The sequence below is a fragment of the Alteromonas sp. R7 genome, assembly GCF_055755235.1.
Genome location: NZ_JBVTQX010000016.1, coordinates 40,791 through 58,855 on the forward strand (window position 1 = coordinate 40,791; position 18,065 = coordinate 58,855).

General features: G+C 44.1%; 13 protein-coding genes. 4 read left to right on the forward strand and 9 right to left on the reverse strand.

Annotated features, from left to right (window positions below; genetic code table 11):
* The first annotated feature begins 198 nt into the window (after window positions 1–198).
* Together AC0J2X_RS19185 and AC0J2X_RS19190 are read left to right on the forward strand one after the other, a co-directional pair.
* Entirely contained in the window at window positions 199–813 is a 615-nt protein-coding gene (locus AC0J2X_RS19185) for a TetR/AcrR family transcriptional regulator (protein WP_014976048.1), read from the forward strand.
* Between the two features lie 509 nt (window positions 814–1,322).
* Window positions 1,323–3,404, forward strand: a complete 2,082-nt coding sequence (locus AC0J2X_RS19190; protein ID WP_049585922.1) for a TonB-dependent receptor — start codon at window positions 1,323–1,325, stop codon at window positions 3,402–3,404.
* Between the two features lie 94 nt (window positions 3,405–3,498).
* Here AC0J2X_RS19190 and AC0J2X_RS19195 read toward each other — a convergent pair whose 3' ends face one another.
* The 7 genes from AC0J2X_RS19195 to AC0J2X_RS19225 form a co-directional block, all read right to left on the reverse strand.
* Entirely contained in the window at window positions 3,499–3,990 is a 492-nt protein-coding gene (locus AC0J2X_RS19195) for a GNAT family N-acetyltransferase (RefSeq protein WP_049585890.1), read from the reverse strand.
* Between the two features lie 93 nt (window positions 3,991–4,083).
* Window positions 4,084–7,263, reverse strand: a complete 3,180-nt coding sequence (locus tag AC0J2X_RS19200) for an efflux RND transporter permease subunit (RefSeq protein ID WP_156086138.1) — start codon at window positions 7,261–7,263, stop codon at window positions 4,084–4,086.
* Window positions 7,264–7,272: 9 nt separating this feature from the next.
* Window positions 7,273–8,421: an efflux RND transporter periplasmic adaptor subunit gene (locus tag AC0J2X_RS19205; RefSeq protein WP_014948891.1), complete on the reverse strand. Its 1,149-nt coding sequence runs from the start codon at window positions 8,419–8,421 to the stop codon at window positions 7,273–7,275.
* Between the two features lie 139 nt (window positions 8,422–8,560).
* Complete coding sequence (locus tag AC0J2X_RS19210; RefSeq protein WP_472996337.1) at window positions 8,561–9,676, reverse strand: GGDEF domain-containing protein; 1,116 nt, start codon at window positions 9,674–9,676, stop codon at window positions 8,561–8,563.
* A 2-nt stretch (window positions 9,677–9,678) separates the two neighbouring features.
* Window positions 9,679–10,290, reverse strand: coding sequence for a PqiC family protein (locus AC0J2X_RS19215; RefSeq protein ID WP_069943996.1), 612 nt, complete (start codon window positions 10,288–10,290; stop codon window positions 9,679–9,681).
* 177 nt (window positions 10,291–10,467) lie between these two features.
* Window positions 10,468–12,120 (reverse strand): intermembrane transport protein PqiB, encoded by a 1,653-nt coding sequence (gene pqiB, locus AC0J2X_RS19220; protein WP_472996338.1) that lies wholly within the window; start codon window positions 12,118–12,120, stop codon window positions 10,468–10,470.
* The gene (locus tag AC0J2X_RS19225; RefSeq protein WP_202940856.1) at window positions 12,117–13,259 is read right to left on the reverse strand and encodes a paraquat-inducible protein A; all 1,143 of its coding nucleotides are present in this window, start codon (window positions 13,257–13,259) and stop codon (window positions 12,117–12,119) included. Before AC0J2X_RS19225 ends, pqiB begins: the two co-directional genes overlap by 4 nt.
* Window positions 13,260–13,672: 413 nt before the next feature.
* Here AC0J2X_RS19225 and AC0J2X_RS19230 point away from each other — a divergent pair, with 413 nt between their 5' ends.
* A complete protein-coding gene (locus AC0J2X_RS19230; RefSeq protein ID WP_239301546.1) occupies window positions 13,673–14,446 on the forward strand; it encodes a hypothetical protein in 774 nt (257 codons plus the stop codon).
* 89 nt (window positions 14,447–14,535) lie between these two features.
* On the opposite strand, the gene asnS is transcribed toward AC0J2X_RS19230, so the two are convergent.
* On the reverse strand, window positions 14,536–15,933 hold the full coding sequence (asnS, locus tag AC0J2X_RS19235) for an asparagine--tRNA ligase (RefSeq protein WP_014948897.1): 1,398 nt from the start codon (window positions 15,931–15,933) through the stop codon (window positions 14,536–14,538).
* Window positions 15,934–16,258: 325 nt separating this feature from the next.
* Here asnS and AC0J2X_RS19240 point away from each other — a divergent pair, with 325 nt between their 5' ends.
* The gene (locus tag AC0J2X_RS19240; protein WP_014976053.1) at window positions 16,259–16,747 is read left to right on the forward strand and encodes a hypothetical protein; all 489 of its coding nucleotides are present in this window, start codon (window positions 16,259–16,261) and stop codon (window positions 16,745–16,747) included.
* Between the two features lie 183 nt (window positions 16,748–16,930).
* Here the strand turns inward: AC0J2X_RS19240 and AC0J2X_RS19245 are convergent, their stop codons facing one another.
* Window positions 16,931–17,899 (reverse strand): calcium/sodium antiporter, encoded by a 969-nt coding sequence (locus AC0J2X_RS19245; RefSeq protein ID WP_014976054.1) that lies wholly within the window; start codon window positions 17,897–17,899, stop codon window positions 16,931–16,933.
* Between the last annotated feature and the right edge of the window lie 166 nt (window positions 17,900–18,065).

The following is an 18,065-nucleotide window of genomic DNA, read 5'->3' on the forward strand; positions in this document are numbered from 1 at the left end:
TATGTAATCCATAGTCAGGGTAATTAAAGTATAGATGTGTAAACCAAGGTAGTGATGATATGCACAACGGCAGCAAAGATAGTCATTACCTAAAGTAAACTGGTGAGTGCATTTTAGTGCGGTCACATTGAAAAGTAAACTGTTCGGTGTAAAATGATCGGGTTAATGTAGCGGATAACTAATTTTGAGAATTTCCATATGGTAGGCAACACACGTACGCGTAGCGACATCAAACGCGAAGCCATTATTCAGGCGGCAACACAGGCATTCCAAGAGTTTGGCGTTAACGGCACAAGCATGGATAAGCTGGCTGAACTGGCAAATGTGTCAAAGCGCACTGTGTACAATCACTTTTCTACAAAAGAAGAGCTGGTGATGCATTTGGTTACGCAGCAGTGGCAAACGGCTATTTTAAATATTAATAAAAAGTACGATGCTACGCTTCCGCTAGACGAGCAGCTAGAAGACCTTATTTTGCAAGACATTGAGTTTATGGTGAGTGAATCACACCTCGATTTAGCTCGGGTTGCGATTGGCCACTTCTTCTACGAGCCGGAAAAGCTAAAAGATGAAGTTGCGCAATTAAAAGCCCAAGAGACGGCTATGCACCGCTGGTTAAAGGATGCCAAAGCCGACAATAAACTCGCGTTTGACGACTTGGATCGGGTTGTCGATGAAATTGATAGCTTAGTAAAAGGGCAGTGCTTTTGGCCTCAGCTGTTCAAAATTGAAGATTCCCTCAGCGATAACGATAAGAAGAGCTTAGCAAAACACACAGTGGCTTTGATTTTAAGCCGCTATGCTGTTGTGTAGTTGGCAGGCTATAGCGATGAGTTTGTTCAAGGCTCTTTCAGTATTGAAGGGCCATTGAACTTTTACTTCCCAAACATTTTTTCCGCTTATCCGTCTTCGCGCTAACTTCACAGATCCCTCTTGATTCAAACGGACTACACTTCAGATGATGTAGCCAGTAAATACCTTTTCACTTAGCTGTTTGTTCTCCCTGTCGCTCGTCCTCCGACACCTGCAATATGCTCCTCTACAATCGTACGAAATATATTCACCTGCTTATTCTTTAGTCTATTTTGGTGCAATTTGAGTCTTATTCATCTAATAAATTAAGAAAATTTATAAAGAGTTTTTAAATTTTGTCGCTTTTGCTCTCGTCATTTGTTCTAAATTTTTATAATATCCCGACCAAAAATAACAACTATTATTATTTGCAATTGCAAAATTCGGCAGAAAGCCGGGTCGTGATAATAGGGTTTTACAGATTTTTAAAAGTAAACACACAACACTTACAGAACACTTGGAGAGCAATTTTGAAATTCAAACTTACGAGTATTGCTGCTGCGATAATTCTAAGCCCAGCAACTTTTGCTGCTGATATGGAAGATATTGAGAGACTAACGGTGAAAGGGAAGTACCTTTCGGTTAACCAGTCCAACTCAATTAAAAGCCCTACACCTATTATCGACGTGCCACAGAGCTTGTCGATTATTACGGCTGAAGAAATAACGGCTCGCGGTATTACTAGCATTGGACAAATTATTGACTACGCACCAGGTGTTAATACATCGCAAGGTGAAGGTCACCGCGACTCGGTAGTATTCCGTGGTGTGCGCTCTACTGCAGATTTCTACTTAGATGGTAACCGTGATGACGTTCAATACTACCGTGCACTTTACAATGTTGAACAGGTAGAAATTCTTCGTGGTCCAAATGCATTGCTATTCGGTCGCGGTGGTACGGGCGGTATCTTAAATCGTGTATCTAAGAAAGCGAAAACGAGCGATAAGTTTGTAAACTACAACGTATCTGCTAATACGTTTGGTGCATATAACTTACAGTTAGACACCAATGTTGACACGGGCGATAAGTCGGCCCTGCGCATTAACGCCATGTACGAAAGCTTAGATAATCATCGCGACTTCTTTTACGGAGATCGTTACGGCTTCAACCCAACGGCACGCTTTGAGTTAAGCGATGACACAATTGTTGATGTGTCGTATGAATATATCGACCACGAGCGCTTTATTGACCGCGGTGTGCCAACAGCCAACGGCGAGCCAGTTGAAGCGTTTGAAGAAATCGTGTTTGGCGATCCAGATAACAATTACCAAACATTGGGCGCTGACGTGTTCCGTGCAAACGTTGAGCACACTTTCTCAGATAACCTGAAAGGTAACTTCAACGCTTTTTACGGTGACTATGACAAAGTTTACTCGACCTTTTATGCGGCAGGTTATAACGCTGAGACTGAGCAAGTAACGCTAGACGGATACGTTGATACTACGCAGCGTGAAAACATGATCTTGTCTTCTAACCTAGTTGGCGAATTTGAAACGGGAAGCATTGGGCACACGGTTATCTTCGGTGGTGAGGTTATTAATACCAAGTCAAACCAAGATCGTTACAACCCTGTGTTTGATTCCACTGACGGTGATAGAGAAACGTTTAATATTTCACGTCCGTTAAGCTTCCGTGGTTTAACTGGTACAAATGCTGAAGGCGTAACAGTTACAGCAGACTTCTCTGACTTGAACGACGATACGCATGTAGACTTGGATGTATACTCTTTCTATGTTCAAGATGAAATTGCACTATCAGACAACTTCGACCTTGTACTAGGTGCACGTTTTGACAGCTTCGATATTGAAGTATTCAACGCGGACCCTGAAGTTTTAGAGACACGCAGCAGAAAAGACGAAGAAGTGTCACCGCGTGCAGGCCTAGTGTATAAGCCACAGAAAAATATCTCTATATACGCTAGCTACAGTGAGTCATTCTTGCCACGCAGCGGCGAGCAATATGCGAATATTAATGGCGACGCAAACGCGCTAGATCCAGACACGTTCACGAACCAAGAAATTGGTGTTAAGTGGGACTTCAACGACAGCATGAGCTTTACAGCAGCTATCTTTGAGAACGAGCAGACGTCATTGGATAACGACCCGAATGACCCTGAAAGCTTTGTTGAAGTTGACTCAGATGTATCTGGTTTTGAGCTACAGCTGCAAGGTTATATCACAGACAAGTGGTATATTACTGCAAACTACAGCAACCTTGACGGCGAAAACGCAAGTGGCGTAGAGCTTCGTGAGCTGCCTGAAAATACGATGTCTGTGTGGACAACCTACGAAGTGAATGAAGTATTTGGCTTCGGCATTGGTGCTACATATCAGGACGAAAGTAAGGTATCGACAAGTGCTTCATCGCCTGTACTACCTAGCTATACGCGTGTTGATGCGTCTGCTTACTACACGCTTAGCGACAAAATGCGCCTTCAGTTAAACGTTGAAAACTTGACTGATACGCTTTACTTCCCGAATGCACACTCTACGCATCAGGTAACAGTAGGTGCGCCAATTAATGCGCGTCTATCACTGATTGGTTCTTTCTAAATTAACCGTCAGTTTTAAAATATTGTTTAAAAGCCATTCGCGAAAGCGAGTGGCTTTTTTTATCTTTGCACTTTGTATTTAGAGGCTTTGTGCTCTATTCGCCTTGCTTTGCAAAGTCGATAAGTGTCTGTCCATCCATACGATAGCCTAACCATTCACTCTTTGGTTTAGCGCCAAGTGACTCGTAAAAATCGATAGCTGGTTTGTTCCAATCTAAAACGCTCCATTCGAAACGCCCGCAGTCGTTTTCTACCGCTGTTTTAGCTAAGTGTTGCAATAACGCTTTCCCTGCACCCAGGCCACGTGATTTTGGTGAAACATACAAATCTTCAAGGTAGAGACCATTGCGTCCTTGCCACGTTGAGTAATTAAAGAAATACACAGCGAAACCAATAGGTGCGTCATCGCTTTCACACATTACACAATGCGCGGTTGCGCCTTCTCCGAATAATGTTTTTAATAGCGCTTCTTCATCTGCTTCTACTTCATGCTCTGCTTTTTCATAAATAGCAAGTTCCAGAATGAACTGGCGAATTTGTGAAATATCCTCAGGCGTGGCGGGTCTTATTGAAATGGCGTTGCTCATGGTGACTCCCATCATAAATAATCAAAAAAAATGAGCCAATAAAGGCTCATTTTAAAACAGTTAGGTGTTTGTAGCTTTTCTCAGCGATAAAAGCTAGTCCATCGATGCACTTGGCTGAGGTACATGTGTGTGTGAAGTACTATTGCCGTCGTTATCCTTAGTAGGCTTTTTGCGTACAATCTTGCGCTTAATAAACGTAAACGGACCACGTAAATCAAGCAATATTAAGTACAAGCACGGCACCAATATAAGCGTTACAAGCGTAGCGTAAAGTACTGCAAAGCCGAGTGCTGCAGCCATTGGTACAACAAACGCTGCCTGTAGGCTTGTTTCAAACATAATGGGCAGTACGCCCACAAACGTAGTGATTGAGGTTAACGTAATCGCTCGGAAGCGCGCGGTACCAGCTTCGGTCACCGCTTCTTTAATGCTGTAGCCTTGTGCACGGCGCTGGTTCACAAAGTCAGTCATGACTAGTGAGTCATTGATAACAACCCCCGCAGCAGCGATTAGGCCAAAGTTAGACATCATAGATAAGTCTAAGCCCAGCACAAAGTGGCCGAAGACTGCGCCTGTAAAACTAAACGGGATAACCGACATGATAATAAGTGGTTGCCCATAGCTTTTAAGTGGTACAGCAAGAAGGATATACACCATGATCATGGCAGCTAAGAAAAACAATATCTGCTCATTCTGTTGCGCTTGCTGCTCCTCAATGTCACCACCAAGTTCAGTCATAACCGACGGGAACGACTCTTTTAATTGAGGAAGTAGCTTCTCTCTAATTTCAGTGACCACTTCGTTTGGCTCAATCTTTTCTTCATCGATATTGCCCCAAATGTAAACGCTACGGTATCCACCTTCACGGCGAATGTAGCTTATACCTGGTTTCTCCTCTAAGGCCACAACGTCACCCAGCATAACTTCCTGACCATTAGGCGTGGTGATCAAAGAGTACTTCAAGTCGGCGAAGCGTTCGCGGGTAAGTTCTGGGTAGCGCACCATTACTTTCACTTCTTCACCGTTTCGAATAACACGTTGTGCCTCGCCGCCGTAGAAGCCTGCACCTACTTGAGAAGCGATATTAGATAAAGTAAGACCCAAGTCGTACGCAACTGGAAGCAATGTCATTTGTACTTCTTTGCTTGGAGGGTCGATAGTTGAGCTAACGTCAAACAAGCCCTCTTGCTGCTGCAGCATTTCAATAAACTTAAGACCTGCTGCGTTTAGGGTGTCGATATCAGGGCCAAAGAGTAAATAACCAAATTCGCCGTCATCACCATCACCGTTTACGTCATCAACTACGGTAAATGATTTCATGCCGGTAATTTCAGGAATGGCTTCGCGCCAGCGACGAGCAAGCTCAAACGTGTCAATAGGGCGGTCTTCTTCATTAACTAACGGCGTTAAAATACGGCCTTCAGTTCTGTCATCGTTAAACGCCAGGCGGTCTCTTATCATGCCTTGACCAAACTCATCGATGATTTGTTCTTCAACGTCTAAGATTGTTTGCTCAACAATTTTTAACGCGTTAATGGTTGCTAAATCTGAGACGTTTTCATTCATCTCTATTTTAACGCTTGGGAAGTCATGAGGTACTTTCGGATTGGGGACCATTCTTACGTAATTAGCACCAATAAGCCCCATACTTAGCATTAGCATTGCGACGAACATCATGAGTACAGCCCAGCGCCATTCAATCGCTTTCGCTAGAGAACGCTTGTAAGGACCGTTAACAAAAGCAAAGAATCGCTTGTTAAAACGCGACCGCCAGCTATTTTGTTTAACTGGGGAAAATTTAGTGTGGGCTAAGTGGGCCGGCAGAATGAGCTTAGATTCAACTAGACTGAATGCTAAACACAAGATTACGACAACAGCGATATTATAGAAGAACGCGCCTTCAGGCCCGCTGCTTAGCGTAAACGGAGCAAACACGGCGATAGTGGTTAAAACACCGAATGTGGCGGGCGTAGCTACGCGCTTGGCACCGCGGATTACATTGTCAACACCGCCACCTTTGCTTTCAATTTCGGTGTAAGCACTCTCGCCAATAACGATCGCATCATCAACCACAATACCCAGTACCATGATAAATGCGAACAGCGAAAGGATGTTTATGCTTACACCAAACAAAGGCATTAGCATCATGGCACCAAGGAAACATACCGGTAAACCAACCATAACCCACACGGCAAGCCTAAAGCGCAAGAACAGGGTTAACATTAGCGCCACTAGAATTGAGCCTTGAACCAGGTTCGACAACATCATGTCTAAACGAGCGTTAAGGTAATAGGTCATATCAACCAGAATTTCTAGGCTTACTCCTTGAGGAAGGCTTTCGTTTTTCTGATCAATATAGGCTTTTACGGTTTCGGCTACAGGAATGGTGTTTTGGGTTTTAGTGGCTTTAACGGCAATGTAGATAGCGTTCATGCCGTTGTATTTAAAGTAGCGTTCACCTTCAACAAATCCATCGTTGATATAAGCGACATCGCCCAAGGTTACCTTAGCGCCGCCTGTGCCAATTTTAATAGGGATTTGCTTAAACTCATCGCCGCTGTAGTACTGGTTTTCAACACGTACCGATACGATACCTGAGTTAGTTCTAAGCTGACCTGCGGAAATGTTGGCAGAGTAACTATTAATTGCCTGTGTGACATCGGCAATAGTTAAGCCGTACTTCCTAAGCGTATCAGGTTTAATTTCAATGGCAATTTCATCGTCCGGCGTATTGGCTTCAACCAAAGAGATAGAGCCAAGTTGTAGAAGCTCATCTTCCACCTCTTTTGCCAGCACTTTGAGTTCTGATAAAGGCAAGTCACCGACAATAGGCATTTCAATAACTTGCTGCTGGAACTCTACTTGGGAAACATTAACCGGCTCCATGCCAGCGGGGAAGGTGGCAATACTGTCAACGCGAAGCTTCACCTTATCAAGTACATCTGTTAATTCAGCTTTAGTGTCAATTTCCAGTGTAACTGCACCGCCACCGCGAAATGCACGTGAAACCGTACGCTTAATCTCAGTAATGTCTTTTACTGCTTCCTCAACTTTAATGAAAATACTCTCTTCAATCTCTTGAGGTGAAGCACCAGGGTAGTTGGCTTCAACGGTGATGTAGTTTATTTCGATGTTTGGAAACATCTGACGCTGAATAGTGAAATAGCTCGCTATCCCCATGATGATGATAAAAATCATCAGTAGGTTGGCGGCCACGGAGTTTCTGGCGAACCAAGAAATAATGCCGGTTTGTGTATCGTTGTGGTTTTCCATGACAGCTCCTTAGTTCGCTTTTGCTGTCACAATTTCGGTCGTGGTCTCAATGACCTTAACAGGCATACCGTTTTGAGGATATTCGGGCAAACTCATCACGACTTTTTTGGCATTGAAATCGCCTTGAATAAGGAAGTCGCCATTTTCTTCGCGAACAACTTTAACCTTTTGCGATTTTAATCTGTCTTCGTCATCTAACGTCCACAACAATCGATTGGTTACCAACTCTTGAGGTACGCGGTATACGTCGCTAAGGGTTTTTCCTTCAAATGCGATTGTGCTATACGAACCAAACTTTACGATAGGCTTCGACGAATTGATGGCGTAAGGATCTTCAATACGGGCAACGAAATAGCTCATACGCGTGGTGTTATCTACCACACCCGTATCACGGTGAATGGTACCTTTTACAGTAGCGCCCTGCACATCATCTACTTCGATGGCGATTTCACTACCAATGGTGTTGTCTGCTAGAAAAACACGGTCAAAGCCGGCTACAGGGAAGGTTACTTCAGCGTATTCGATGTTGTTAATGACAGCGACTGGCGTGCCTTGAGTTACATAGTCACCAGTGCTGATATCTCTAGATACTATAAGTGCATCGTATGGTGCTTTTACCTTACAGTTGTCTAAGTCACGCTTTGCGATTTTAAGCTGCGCTTCAGCTGATTTTACGCCAGCTTGCGCACTCATCACTTGAGGTTTGCGAAGGTAAAGGTCAGTAACCCGTGCGTTAGGCATCGTTTTCGCTTCTTTGGCAGCGACATCAGCTTGGGCTTGCTCTTGGATAAGCTGTGCTTGCGCGCTAGCGAGGTTAGCTTCAGCCAGCAACAATGCCGCTTCATATGCGTCAGCTTCTATTTCAAATAAGGTTTCGCCACGTCGAACCAGACCGCCGCTCACAAACTTAGGGTTCCAGCGCTCAACTTCTCCCGATACCTGAGCTGCAAGGTTTGTGGTTTCAAGGGGCGTTATTTCGCCATACGAGGTAAGTTGAACGCGCACGTCTTCTGGCGATAAAGCTTCAATAGTCACCGTTGGGCGGGTATCAACTTCTTCTGTAATAGTATTATCAGAGGCAGAGGCTTCGATTCCTTTCATACCTAAGTAGCCTACTAATAAAACACCAATAGGCAGTGCAACTTTCATCCATTTCATGGCTAAATCTACTTTTATAGCGAATACTTTACATAGTGTAGCGCTAAAGTGTTTCAGGAATACAGCGCAAATGTAACTAAACATGAGTCAATTTTGTGTAAAGTCAGTTATCCGTACTGATTTAAACAGGGAAATTGGTTTAGTTTTCCGAAAAAGAGGGGGAGCTCAACGACGAAAATTCACACACGAAATCTCGACCATTATCTTTGGCATAGTAAAGTGCTTGGTCTGCTCGACGAACGGCGCAGGAAATATCTATATCGGGATTTACTTCGCTCACCCCGAAACTACTCGTTACATGGATCTCGCTACCGTTAATATTAAGCGGTGCGTTGTTCAAAATATCTCGAATATTTTCCAAGGCATTTACAGCACCCGCTTCATCAGTATCGGTAAAGATGAACATGAATTCTTCGCCACCCCACCGTGCGAGAATATCTTGTCCTCGCAGACGAGAACTAAACACTTTTGAAATCTGACGAAGGACCTCGTCACCTTGTTCATGGCCTAAGGTGTCATTAATACTTTTAAAGCGGTCAATATCTGCAATGGCGACTGAAAATCTACGTTTGCTTCTCAGCATTCTTGCGTACTCGCGCTCTAGACACTGCTGCGCACCTCGCCGGTTTAATAACTGAGTTAAGTGGTCATGCTTGGCCTGGCGCTCAAACTGCTCACTTAAATAAAGTGCTGTGTCGTAACTCTTTTGTCTACTGTACTCATAAAACGCCGACAGAAATGAAACGGTTAAAAAAGAATACAGTAAACGAGTTTTAAACGCGTAGGTGTAGTTTGCTACAAATGAAGCGTCATTGAAGGCGAACAGCACGATGGCGCTAACTAGCGTATAGGCAATAAGTGCGATGAGGCCTCTGACAAAGCCTGCAAAAAACATAGTGACTGGCGGCACCAAGTAAATCCAAAGGGGACCGGTATTGTCTTTTCCACCGGTAATCAGCAGCAGGAGAGTCAGTACCATTAAACAGATAATGAGAAGTGTTATAGACCATGTACGAGCTTTGGCTGACGCAAACCGAACTTGTAAGCGCTGTGAAATAGCAAATACTACACTGGCAGTATAGAGCGTAGTTGAAAGAGAATATTCACCGTCAATAAAAGCCCTAGAGCCAAGCAAGAACGTGATAGACATACCCACTGCCGCAAAAAGGTTCACCACCATAATGCGTCTGTTGGTTTCATCCTTGTAGTGACGGCTTACGCCACTAAATACGTATTGCTTGAGAGCGCCGAACATGATTAAACAGATTTTGTCACAGTTTTTCTAATATCTTCTGCGAGTTGTTGGATAGTATTTCTCATTGCTTTGATACTTGGAGAAAATCCATCATCTTCAAGGGGCGTTTTGAATAAAAATGGATAGCTTTGCGTTTGGCCTTCCACGTGAGTAATCACATATTGGCCAGATAGAATAACTTCCCCTTCATAGGTGCTGACAAAATCATTGAGGTGCAACGCCATATGAATGGCTTCTTCACTTGCGTAGTGATCGGGGCGAAGCAATGACACTTGCTTTGATGCTAACGCGCTGGTTAGCGCCTTAGTAAGCCCTTCGTCTACAGGTTCGGCCCATAAGTGACTGGTTGAGATATGCAAGTTGGTGTCACTGGTTTGGTACACAAGCCCACGGTGTTTGAGATATTCCGGTAGGGTTATCTTATCTATTACAACAGCCGTTGATGCTTTGTTTACGGTATATGCACTGTCACCCGTGGTGTGAAGTAAGTAGTATGTCAGCGAACGAGGCGCGCTACTACACGCCGATAATACGCAGGTGAAAAGCGCAAATACACCGATAAACAGTGCTTTACCTGTAGGTTGAGATGGGAAAACCTTAAACTGCTGTATCATTCTATTTATTCCTTCCATCCTTGTTTTTGGATGTTTCGCTATGGCAATACTGTCAATTGACATTCACTGTAGCGTATTACTTTCTTAATATCGGCTAATTATCAAGGATAAAGAGCATTCATTTTTTACGCCATTGTTGCTCGAAAATTAACCGCGTATTTGTTTGACTCTACTGCGCTAATTCTTCGCTTTAGGTTGAATGTCCGCTTCATCATCCTTTGAAAATATTAAACTATTCGGAGACTGGTTTAGCTTTAACAATAAAGGCTGAATGTTGCGCATGGTTTCTTGCAGCGCATCAACGGTCTCTTTTATCTCAGACTGGTTAAAACCACCCTCGCTGTAATTTTTAAGCAGGCCATCAAGGCTAACAAGAACCTGATTAAGATTACTATTTAATGCTTTCGCATCAATATCAGCGATAAGTACATCAAAGTCGCTGCTCGCCGTTTCCACAGACTCAGCAGCTAAACGCATGTCTTCAACGGCTAACTGCACATTTTCCACCATTTCCTTAAGCGGAAGCTGATTGATTTTGTCTAAAATTGCGTCGGCCTTTTGCGTCAATTGCGTGAACTCGTTACTAACAGTAGGAATTACTTCGTAGCCGTTAATCACTTCAATGCCGCTGTTAGTGTCGGCATCAGGTACATGCTGTAAATCTACATACAAACCACTTGTTAATACATTACCCATGCGTAGCGATGCGCGAAGATCTCTTTCTAGCCAGTTTCGAATGGTTTGCTTTATTGCACTAAGGCCTTCTTTGGTATCAGGCTGCCTTGCTTTGCCAGGGTAAATATTAATAAGCACGGGGATGGGATAATCTCGCTCCAAAATGTTGCCATCCAAAGCAGGGAAGGAGTTGATAGCAGTCACGTTGCCAATTTCAATACCACGGTATTCAACCGGAGCGCCAACGGTTAGACCTCGCACACTTTCATCGATAAGTAGCAAGTATTCAGCGGCGACTTTATAACGTGCATCTGAGGCGGATGTGCTATCCCCATAAATTGTGAAAAAGGCGTTATCTAGCACTTGTTCACCTTTTGGCACGCCGTCAGGGATCCCAAAGGTAATACCGTTTGCTAATAAGGTTTCCAAGCTGCCTGTTTCAATGCTTACACCGTTCGATTCAAGCAACAATTTAACACCGCTGACATCCCAGAAACGTGTCGTGTTGGTTATGAGTTTATGGTAAGGCGCTTCAATAAATGCGTCGTAATACACCACACGTTCTTCAATATTAAAGGTAGCGTCTTCAAACTCGCCAACTTTAAACCCTTTATAAATAACGGGATCGCCAGGTTTGTAGGCAAATTCGTCGTCACTTTTTAACATAACATGAAGCCCTGGAGTGCCAGGAGGCGTAACCGGTGGGCGCTCAAGTGCCGTAAAATGGAGTTGCTCTTTGCCTTTATCACGGGCTGACATGGCAATATAGCTGCCAGACAAGAGGGTGTTAAGCCCTGAAACCTCTGAAAAACTTATACGGGGGGCGACAACCCAAAACTTTGCATTTTCATTGAGTAGATGGGCCGCGCTAGCATCAATTCTGGCCGTGACAAGTACGCCGTTTAAGTCAGGCTTTAGCGTTATCTTTTTTACCTGTCCAATATCTAGGTCCCGCACTTTTATTGGTGTTTTGTTTACCTCAATACCTGTTGCCGAATGCAGCTCTATCGTAATGAGAGGGCCCTGATTCTTCCATTGGTAGTACACCATCCAGCCACCAATAACGATAACAAGAATTGGGATAATCCAAATGCGAGAAATGGACGAGGTCGGTTTGACCTTAGCTTCATTAATGTTCGGATCGTTTGTGGTCATGGTAATTGCTTCCACTGCTGCCAAATTAGCCTCGAATCAAACGTCATCGCGGCTATCATCGTTACAAATACAACGGCACAAAAGGCGAGTGCCGCTTGGCCCGGATAAATAGACATGGTGTTCCCCATCTGAATAAGGGATACCAGCACTGCTACAACAAAAACGTCTATCATCGACCAGCGGCCTATCGCCTCAGTGATGCGGTAGTAACGTATACGTAATTGTTTTGAAGTGGTTTTCTCTCGCTGTACGGAAAAATTGAGCCAAGCAAGAATGATAATTTTTGCCACTGGCACTACCACGCTGGCAACTAAAATAATTATCGCCACTGGGTATGAACCCGATTCCCACAACGATATGACACCACCAATAATGGTATTGGGCGTCTCTTGGCCAAAAAATTCAGTATACATAATTGGCAGTACATTAGCAGGAATATATAAGATACAAGCGGTGATCAACAACGCCCACGTACGCTGAATACTCTCTTGCGCTTGTGCTTCACACAGTGGTTTAGGTTGTGGTGGTTGTCCTTGAGACATCCACATGGCGTAGCGTGTGGGATCAAATTGAGATATACAAAGAGCCGTGAACGCTGAAAAGCCAACGAATGCGTAAAATGATAGGCCTATGGAAACGTCGGCCAATTCGGTAATTTTGATAAGGCTAACCAAGGTACCAACAAGAAAAATTTCTGCCATGCTCCACGGTAAGAGGGCTTTCACAAGTTTGTAAAGCCGCGGCAAGTAAAAGGGGCGTCGGTTTTGTATTTGAGCTAACGATAACAATAGCAGGCCGCCTAGTACCATTCCGGGCAGCAATAATGTTGCTAAGCTGGTTACTATCGCTAGTGATAAATAATCGTTTTCGATGAGTACGGTAATACCGGTGGGCAAGTCAATACTGTGCTTTTGACCGCTTGCTTTAAATGTCAGAAAGTTAAAAGGTAACGAAAGTAATAAAAATATCAGGGCACTGAAGGTATAAGCGAGCAACTTTTCGCTTGCGCCATCGCGATGAGATATTAGTGTGTGGTTACATACTGGACACACGGCCCGTTGCCTGTGTGCTAGCGCGGGAATGTGTACCTGAGTATGGCATTGCTCACAAACTATAGATAACGTATTTGATTCAGCCATATGCTTTTGCACGCCACTTTTTGTATGCTCGTTGTATGATAGATAGCAGCCTAGAGGTATAACTAGTTGATTTTTAGTATCAACAGCATAGCTTATTGCAGGCATGTCGGGAAGTATAGCCAGTCGTATTTAACAGTATAACAACAATAATTGACGATTAAGTGATGGAAATAGCAAACGAAATTCATAGTGTATATGGAAAAATTAAGAAGCAGGTAAGTCGTTTATTCCTAAAAAGGCGTGTTGGTTTTTTGCGTTTTTGGATGAGTATTACCTTCGCTCAGCGATGTTATTTTTTAGCAACCAGCATGCTTTTGTTGCAAATATTTCTGAACATAGAAAGTAGACTGTTTGAAGCAATAATGTTTGGTTTTGCTCTTACGGGCATTGTTAGCGAGACATGGCCCAGGTTCATGACACTTTGGAACAGCTTACCAGGTAAAGCTGTGATTCTGTTTATATATGCAATCATCGCAAACTTTGCACTCGCCTCTGCAAGTGGGTTAGTGAATAGCATAACTGGCGTATCAGCAAACGCCTTGCCCTACAGTCACAATTTTGCGCTTATTCTTATGGTGCCAAGCTGGTTCTTTGTTACCACCATGTTAGGGCTCGTGGGTGGTATGCTTCTTATTATTTTCTATCTGTTTTTCTTACTGCTATTGAAGCCGTTTGGCGTTGCGCGGTTTTGGCATCCAAAACACTATCGGTTTGCTACCTCTACCACATTGGCAAGACTAGCATGGACACTGGGCGTGGCGCTGCAGCTGGGAGTTTTAGCTGGGCAAGTTGGGCTACTCTCTGAATTCAGTAGTGAAAGTGCTAACCCTTTAATAAGCATAGAAAACGTAACGGAAAATGAGCTTGAAAACGGTGAAGCGCAACTTACTAAGGAACAAGCGGAAGATATTTCTGAGTTAGAAAAGGACTTAACCACGCTACTGACTAACGCAAAACAAAAGAGTGTTGATTACAAAAAGTCACAACGACGTGCCTTAGCCTATTTCATTTATGAGTTTGAAGCTGACTCACTCTCACGCTGTGCTCATCCTGAGGGAACCCGCGTCATAGAGCTTAACGACTACGAAATTTTGCAGATTGAAAAGACAGATGAAGTGGAAGAGGGATTTGTTTACACGGTTGAACCTTGTCGCTCTGCTGCAATTGGAATTTCAGTGAGTCCGTAAACTAGCGCTGAGATAATAACGGTTCAAGAAGTAAAAAAGCCCGCATGTAGCAATCTATATGCGGGCTTTTAAATCTAGCGAACAACTGCTTAGAAGCTAGCGTTGCCCGGTGTACGTGGGAATGGGATCACGTCACGTACGTTTTGCATGCCAGTTACGTATGCTACAAGGCGCTCGAAACCAAGACCGAAACCTGAGTGAGGTACGGTGCCGTAGCGGCGAAGGTCCCGGTACCACGCGTAGTCTTCTTTCGATAGGCCCATTTCGTCAAGGCGTGCATCGAAAACGTCTAGGCGTTCTTCACGCTGTGAACCACCGATGATTTCACCGATACCTGGCGCAAGTACATCCATTGCTGCAACTGTCTTACCGTCGTCATTAATGCGCATGTAGAACGCTTTAATATCTTTCGGGTAGTTCTGCATGATAATTGGCGCACCAACGTGCTCTTCTGCAAGATAGCGCTCGTGTTCAGAAGATAAATCGATACCCCATTCAACAGGGAATTCGAATTCTTTGCCGCAGTTTTGCAGTATTTCGATAGCGTCAGTGTAGTCCATGCGAACAAAGTCAGAGCTTACTAACTTTTCTAAACGCTCAATGGCATCTTTCTTAATACGCTGAGCAAAGAACGCCATGTCGTCAGGCAGTTCTTCAAGCACGGCCTTACATACATACTTCAACATGTCTTCAGCAAGCTGTGCTACATCTTTCAATTCAGCAAACGCCACTTCAGGTTCAATCATCCAAAACTCGGCGAGGTGGCGAGATGTGTTTGAGTTCTCTGCACGGAACGTAGGGCCGAAGGTGTACACCTTAGACATAGCTGTACAGTAAGTTTCAACGTTAAGCTGTCCTGATACCGTAAGGTAGGTTTCTTTTCCGAAGAAATCTTCTGAGTAGTCAACATTGCCTTTGTCGTCGCGTGGAAGGTTCATCATATCAAGGGTTGATACGCGGAACATTTCACCTGCACCTTCTGTATCGCTTGCCGTTAGAATAGGCGTAGAGATCCAGAAGTAACCTTTCTCATGGAAAAAGCGGTGAATCGCCTGCGACAAACAGTTGCGAACACGGGTTACCGCGCCGATAACGTTAGTGCGTGGGCGAAGGTGTGCATATTCGCGAAGATACTCAATGCTGTGGCGTTTAGCGGCCATTGGGTAGGTATCAGGGTTTTCTACCCAACCCAAAACTTCAACGTCAGTCGCGTCAATTTCAACGGCTTGGCCTTGGCCCTGAGACTCTTTCACTGTACCGGTAACCGATAATGAGCAGCCTGCTGTTAAGCGCTGGATATCGGCATAATTTGACAGAGAATTTAGCGCAATAACTTGTACAGGATCGAAGCAACTACCGTCGTGTAGTGCAATAAATGATAACCCCGCTTTAGAGTCGCGGCGTGTTCTTACCCAACCCTTTACGGTTACCGATTCGCCAACGGCGTACTTACCTTTAAGTACGTCAACTACGGGCGCATGCGTCATGTTAATTTCTCCGTCTTACTAATTTTATGTTGTTGCTTACTATTGAGTCATTTTCAACAACACAGTGCATTAAACTGTGAATGAAAAAATGCACTAAAATTTGCTTTATGGTCAATGTTTTTGGATTGTCATGCCGATAACTAACTAGCATCTGTAATAGCTTTTCGCTTTTCAAAAAGGCATTTCGCAATTCGCTTGGTGCCAAGTATAAGCAAAATACAGATCGAAACATGACTTGGTGATGTAAAAATAACCAATGAAATACAATCCAATAGCACGCTAGTATACCCAACATAAAGCGGGATGCCAGAGAACAGAGTGACAAATGGGAAATAAAAATGATTCGAACACGCCAGTGTCTCAGCAAGCACAAGAACCGAGTGCTACGCAAAGTGACGCTGACCGTTCTAGCGATGCCGAAAATGAGAGAAGTTCTATGACTTACGAGCAACTTGCAGAGCGACGTTCAACGCCCCGTTCTAAAACGCCTTTTTATAAGGTGATGCTTGGGTTAAACATCGTTGGCTGGGTTGGCATGGTTGTCGTACTCATACTGTTTCACTATGCGCGCCCTGACTTTATCAGTGGCGTGCAGCAGTACTGGGGAATAAAAGGCGATACCAGTTGGTCTGAAAGTCATTTATCGGCCATGACTATCATGCTGCAGGTATGTTTGATAGTGAGTTTGGTTAGCATAATTATGCGTGCCAGAAGAAACCGTCGTCAAAGCGATAGCTTTGGCATAAACCTATTCATTCTATTTGCTATTGCGGCGATAAGCCTAATCACACTGGCTACCACACTGGGCCTGTGAATAGAGAAAGCGCTCTACATGCGGTACACGACAAAAACATAACTCAAGGGCAAAATGACAAAGCTTTGTGAGTAGCGCTTTCGACAAGCGGTTTTTATGTCACTTGATGGGTTTGCTGTGAGCTTCCCATCAAGTGAGCGATGCATAATAAGCGTTATTATTTACAAGGCTTGCGGCAATAACTTAAATAAAAGCTGCTTGGATAAGCCAGTACGTATAGGCCGCGTAGGCCAGCACAAATGCTCCGCCTTCCAGACGGTTTAAACGTCCTTGGCGCTTAATGCCAATACAGAAAATGAATAGGGCAATGGTTGATGCGAACATCACCATAACGTCTCGGTATAAAAACTCTGAACCTACGGTCATTGGCTGAATGGTGCCTGCAATGCCCACTACTGCCAAGGTGTTGAACATGTTAGATCCGATCACGTTACCAATGGCTAAATCGTGTTCGCCTTTCTTCACCGCCATTAGCGATGATGCAAGTTCTGGTAACGATGTACCAATTGCGATAACCGTCAACCCGATAATAGTATCGCTAACACCAAAGAAGGTGGCGACTTCTACCGCGCCCCATACCAGCATACGCGAGCTTGCAACTAGCAATAAAAGCCCCGCAATTAACCACATTACGTGGGTTTTCACTGTACCTTCGTTGCTATTAATCTCTTCATCGTATTCGTCGGCGAGGGCGTCTTTGTCGCCTTTCATACCGTGATAAATACTCCAAGAAAGCAGAAGCACAAACAGTCCTAACAAAGAGAATGCGTCGTCTTTCGAGATATTTAAGTCCCACACCTGCCATGCGGCAAAGAAGGTGATGCCAAGTAAAACAGGCAGCTCTTTCTTAATGATTTCTGATTTAACCGCAATAGGACTAATGATTGCGGTAAGGCCAAGGATTAACAGGATATTGGCGATATTTGAGCCATAGGCGTTACCCAGCGCTATGCCAGAGTTGCCTTGAATAGCTGCAAACACTGAAACGATGATTTCAGGGGCCGATGTACCAAACCCAATAATGAGCATACCGATGAGCAAGGGGGAAACACCGAAATGATTGGCTACCGATGCGGCACCACCTACAAACTTCCCTGCGCTCCAAAGCAAAACCGGTAATCCGATTAAAATAGCCAAGCTGGCTAATAACATACGTACTCCTTAAACCATTCGTATCTTGTTTGCTTACTTCAATGTATAGGCAAACTCAATAAACAAAAGTCGTTTCAATCTATTCAAATGCACATTAGTTTTTGTTGTCTTAACGATGAAAAAAAGCCGTGCTGATAATGCTATGCAAATGATGAGTAAAGCGTAA